Origin of the sequence: Plasticicumulans sp., from assembly GCF_035331805.1 — a bacterium.
Classification (GTDB): domain Bacteria; phylum Pseudomonadota; class Gammaproteobacteria; order Competibacterales; family Competibacteraceae; genus Plasticicumulans.
In genome coordinates this window covers 1-2,492 of sequence record NZ_DAOLKE010000448.1, presented here as the reverse complement: position 1 = coordinate 2,492, position 2,492 = coordinate 1, and the positions used below count along the sequence as shown (strand labels likewise).

General features: G+C 72.9%; 1 protein-coding gene. It reads right to left on the bottom strand.

Annotation, left to right across the window (positions count from 1 at the left end; genetic code table 11):
- Positions 1–2,135: 4Fe-4S binding protein (locus PKE44_RS18195; protein ID WP_324554066.1), on the bottom strand; the 2,135-nt coding region annotated here is incomplete at its 3' end.
- Positions 2,136–2,492: the final 357 nt, after the last annotated feature.

Sequence of the window (2,492 nt, the reverse complement as noted above, 5' to 3'; positions counted from 1 at the left end):
TTCTTCATGAACGGCGGGAGCTGGAACAGGAGCGCGGCGCGCTTGTCGGCGAGCAGCAGCGGGGCGCAGCGCCTGCGGTCGCGGTAGATCGCCACGCAGTCCAGACACTGGAAGCAGTCGGCGTAGCGGATCGCACCGTCGCGGCGGATCGCGCCGTACTCGCAGCTGCGCCGGCACAGCTGACAGGGGCTGCCGCACTCGGCGCGCCGCGGCAGCCACGCGAACACGCGCACGCGCCCGAGCAGCGCCAGCGCCGCGCCGAGCGGACACAGCCAGCGGCAGAAGGCCTTGTAGAACACCAGGTTCAGCGCGATCAGCGCCAGCGCCCACGCGACGAACGGCAGGCTGCGCACGAAGCCGAGCGTGATCGCGGTCTTGAACGGCTCGATCTCGACCAGCCGGTCGGAGAGCGCCGGCGCGAACCACGCCGCGGCGAGGATCAGCGCCAGCACCGCATATTTGACCGGCATCAGCCGGGCATCGAGCGCCTCCGGCACGCGCCGCGGCTGCAGGCCGAGCGCGCGCGCACCGAGCGCCGCCAGCTCCTGCAGCGCGCCGAACGGACACAGCCAGCCGCAGAAGGTGCCGCGCCCCCAGACCACCAGCGCCAGCGCCGTGTACGCCCAGACCAGCACCGTCATCGGGTCGTTGAGCAGGAAGTCGAGCCCGCGCCCGGCGCGCAGCGCCTGGATCACGGCCGTCAGGTTGACGATCGACAGCTGCCCCTGCGCGTACCAGCCGATGAAACCGAGCGTGAAGACGAGCCACAGCGTGCGCACCCGGCGCAGGCGCGTGGCGTCGTGCGTGAGCCACGCCGGTCGCGCCAGCAGCAGCGTCAGCAGCACGAAGCCGGCGAGCAGGATCAGCAGCTCGCCGGCACGCTCGGCCCAGACCGCGCGCCAGCCGCTCAGCGGCTGCGGGGCCTGCGGTGCGCGCTCGACGTAGCGTGCCGGCAGGGCCAGTTCGAGGCCCAGGTCGCGGCTGACGCGCTCCGGATACAGCAGGCCGTGGGCGCGCGTCGTGCGCACCGACAGTTCGACCGGCCGCGCCGGATCGAGCCCGGCCTGCGCCAGCACGCGGAAGAACTTCACGGTATCGAAGTCCGGCAGCCCGGCGACGCGCACGCGCTCGTCGAGGTCCATGTCGCGCAGCCCGAGCGGCAGCCCGCCCTGCGCGAGCCCGAGCCGGTCGGGGATGGCATTGCGCACGAAGTCCGGCCCGGCGAAGCCGTAGCGCCCGCGCGAGAACGCCAGCAGCACCAGATCCCCCGGCTCCAGCGTGCGCGCGATGCGCGCCCAGGCGTCGTCGCCCAGCAGCGCCGCATGCACGCCCGGCACGTTCAGCAGCGTCGCGCAGAACTCCAGATACAGCGCCTCCGGGGCGGCCAGCGCCTCCGGGTCCTGACCCTCGCCGACCGTGCCGGCGAAGGCCCGCTCGACCTCGCGGTTCGAGTACTGGCGGCAGGCCACCAGCCCCTTGTCCTTCAGTCCGGCCCAGTCGAGGCCGGCATCGAGCACCTCACTGCGGATGGTGCCGGCGCGCGCCGGACTGCCGCCGCCGATGCCGAGCTTCGCGCGCGCCACGGCCAGCGCGGCGTTGACGATCGAGTCGTTGACGATGCGCACCGAGGCCGTCGCCTTCGAGACCCCGTCGATGTAGGCATTGGCGCTGTCGAGCCGCACGCCGCCGTTGGTGCTGCTGGTGACCTTGATGTTGCGGTTCAGCCCGAGGCCGACGTACTGGCGCACGAAGGCCGCGAGCGGCTCCGGCCCGAGGCCGTCGAGGAATACCGGCTCGTGCTGCGAGATCACGCGCACGTCGCGGAACTGCCCGTCCGGCGCGATCTCGACCAGCAGGTTGACCGGCGTGCCCGAGAAGCCCGGGATCGGCGCGAAGTCGATCGACTCGAACAGCCAGCCTTCAAGTTCCGGATACGGCCCGTTCATCCTGGACAGCGGCCAGACCGGCAGCTCGCGCGCCTGCTCCCCGACGCTGTACGGCGGCGGATAGATCTGTCCGAGCGTCGTACGGGTCATGACGCCGGCCCCGGCGAGGCCGGCGGACAGGATCAGCCAGAGGCCGAGCAGGCCGGCGACGAAGCGGGCTGCGGCAGCGGGGATGCGGGGCAACGGCATCGGTACGGACCTGCACGGACGGCGGGGGGAAGCGCAGGCGCGGGCACCGGCGGTCGATCCGGGCAGCTTCGATCCGATCCGATCCGATCCGTCCCGCTCCGCGCGCGGCCTGCGCATCGTCGGCAGTCCGCATCCGGCCTGCAAGGGCGCTCTCAGGATGTGCGCCTGCACATCCAGGACTTGCCGAAGCGTGCCGCTGTAGACCCGATCCGTGCGCAGGCGCCGGGCGCGCCGCCTGCGCACGCTTGCCTTACTCGCCGTCGTCGCGCTGCGGCCCGCGCTTCAAGCCGAGCCGCGGACGCTGGGCCGGACTGACCGGCGCCGGAGCGCCCCTGCCACCGCTGCCACCGCTGCCAC